This is a genomic window from Corallococcus sp. AB049A, assembly GCF_003668885.1.
GTDB lineage: Bacteria > Myxococcota > Myxococcia > Myxococcales > Myxococcaceae > Corallococcus > Corallococcus interemptor.
Map to the genome: position 1 here is coordinate 1 of NZ_RAWL01000761.1, position 1,793 is coordinate 1,793.

Here is a 1,793-nt window from a genome sequence, read left to right on the forward strand (position 1 = left end):
GTATAAGAGACAGCCCTCCGCCGGGGCGCCCACCCCGTAGCGCACGGCTCTCACGACCTCAGGCCCCACGGAGACTCCACTGCCCACCCTCATGATTGTGATTGTCAGCGCGGTGGCCGTGCTGGTGGCGATGATTGCCCACGCCGCGGGCCACCTCACCGCGAACCGGCTGGGCCGGCTGGTGCTGCTGGGAGGCCTGGCCATCCTGCCGCTGGTCGTCAGCGGCGCCGGGGTCGCGGTGGGCGTGCGCGAGTCCAGCCAGACGCAGTTCTGCATGGGCTGCCATGAGATGGAGCGCTACGGGCAGAGCCTGTTCGTGGACAACCCCAACGCCCTGGCCGCGGTCCACTACCAGAAGCGGCTCATCGACCGCGACTCCACCTGCTTCTCCTGCCACACGGACTACGCGCTCTTCGGGGACGCGAAGGCCAAGCTCAACGGCCTGCGGCACGTCTGGGTCCACTACTTCGGGACCATCCCCCCGGAGCCCCGGCTCTATCAGCCGTATCCCAATTACAATTGCCTCCACTGCCACAACGACGCGCGCGGCTACCTGGAGGCCGGGCCGCACCGGGAGCTCCAGGCGGAGCTGCAGAGCGGGGCCCGTTCGTGCCTGAGCTGCCATGACCTGGCGCACGACCTGGAGGGCGTGAAGGCCCAGAACTTCTGGCTTCCGGAGCGAGCGCGTCCATGACTCATGACAAACGCATCCGGGTGGCGGCGCTCTTCGTGCTGGCGGGGTTGCTGGTCCAGCTGTTCGCCTCCCTCTATTGGACGCCCCTGACCTTCGTCATCTCCACCGCCGTGGGCGTTCCTTTGGTCCTGCTGGGGGTCCTGCTCTACGGCGTCACGGTCTGGAAGATATTGAAGGAGCAGAAGGCCCTATGAGGCGCTCCGCTCGCGGGGGACGGTGGCCGGTGGGGCTCGTCGCCCTCCTCCTGTTCACGACGCCCATCTTCGCCGTGAACTCGCCGCAGGACGTGCGGGTGCCTCCGCTCAAGGAGCGCGCCGCGCCTGCTCCGGCGGTGTTCTCCCATTGGGGGCATGGCTCCATGTATTGCTACAGCTGCCACCCCGGCACGTTCCCGCAGGCCCGGCTGGGCTTCACGCATCAGGACATGCGGGAGGGCCGCTACTGCGGGCGCTGCCATGATGGACAGGCCGCCAAGGCCTGGAGCTCCATGAAATGCGAGGCGTGCCATGCGCGTCGCTGACCCGGGCACCTGGGCGCTGTTCGCCTGCGCGCTGATGCTGTCCGTTCCAGGCCCCGCGCGGGCGCAGTCCCAGGAGGAGAAGCGGCGGCAGCTCCAGGAGCGGCTGGGCATCAAGCCGCCCCCCGTGCAGGCGGCGCCGGACGCGGGCGTCCCCGCCCCGGCAGCGCCGTCCCCCGCGGAAGCCGTCAGGAGTCCCGGCGCGCCGCCGGCCCGGACGCCCGCCAGCGCGAACCGGCCTCGAGTGCCGGGCTTCGAGGAGGACGTGCGGCCCATCCTGGAGAAGGCGTGCAAGTCCTGCCACGGCCCGGAGGGAATGGCGTCCCGGTCCCGCTGGGTGCTCCGGGGCGAGCCCGCGGACTACGAGGCCACCCTGCGCTTCGTGCAGACCGCCACCGCCGCGCAGAGCCCGCTGCTCAAGAAGGGCACCGGCACCACGCTCCACGGTGGCAAGAAGGCCTTCGCGGTGGAGTCGGCGGAGTACGCGACGGTCCTGCGGTGGATTGAAGGAGGCGCCCCGCCCGGCAAGGCACGCGGCGGCCCGCCCGCGTTGACCACGGTCAGCCCAGGCACGCCCCTGTC

General features: G+C 70.6%; 3 protein-coding genes and 1 pseudogene. All 4 read left to right on the forward strand.

Annotation, left to right across the window (positions count from 1 at the left end; translation table 11 throughout):
* The first annotated feature begins 91 nt into the window (after positions 1 to 91).
* Positions 92 to 694 (forward strand): NapC/NirT family cytochrome c, encoded by a 603-nt coding sequence (locus D7X55_RS39130; RefSeq protein WP_120550329.1) that lies wholly within the window; start codon positions 92 to 94, stop codon positions 692 to 694.
* Positions 691 to 888 carry a hypothetical protein gene (locus tag D7X55_RS39135; RefSeq protein WP_120550328.1) on the forward strand — a complete coding sequence of 66 codons (198 nt, stop codon included), beginning with the start codon at positions 691 to 693 and terminating at the stop codon, positions 886 to 888. Before D7X55_RS39130 ends, D7X55_RS39135 begins: the two co-directional genes overlap by 4 nt.
* Positions 885 to 1,214 carry a c(7)-type cytochrome triheme domain-containing protein gene (locus D7X55_RS39140; protein ID WP_120550327.1) on the forward strand — a complete coding sequence of 110 codons (330 nt, stop codon included), beginning with the start codon at positions 885 to 887 and terminating at the stop codon, positions 1,212 to 1,214. The genes D7X55_RS39135 and D7X55_RS39140 overlap by 4 nt, the downstream gene beginning before the upstream one ends.
* Positions 1,201 to 1,793 (forward strand): annotated as a pseudogene (locus D7X55_RS39145) (hypothetical protein); the annotation flags it as partial. The gene D7X55_RS39140 and the pseudogene D7X55_RS39145, both read left to right, overlap by 14 nt.

Excerpts from the sequence above, each read along its gene's own strand:
- D7X55_RS39130 (WP_120550329.1), top strand. The coding sequence starts at position 92 with ATGATTGTGATTGTCAGCGCGGTGGCCGTGCTGGTGGCGATGATTGCC.
- D7X55_RS39135 (WP_120550328.1), top strand. The coding sequence starts at position 691 with ATGACTCATGACAAACGCATCCGGGTGGCGGCGCTCTTCGTGCTGGCG.
- D7X55_RS39140 (WP_120550327.1), top strand. The coding sequence starts at position 885 with ATGAGGCGCTCCGCTCGCGGGGGACGGTGGCCGGTGGGGCTCGTCGCC.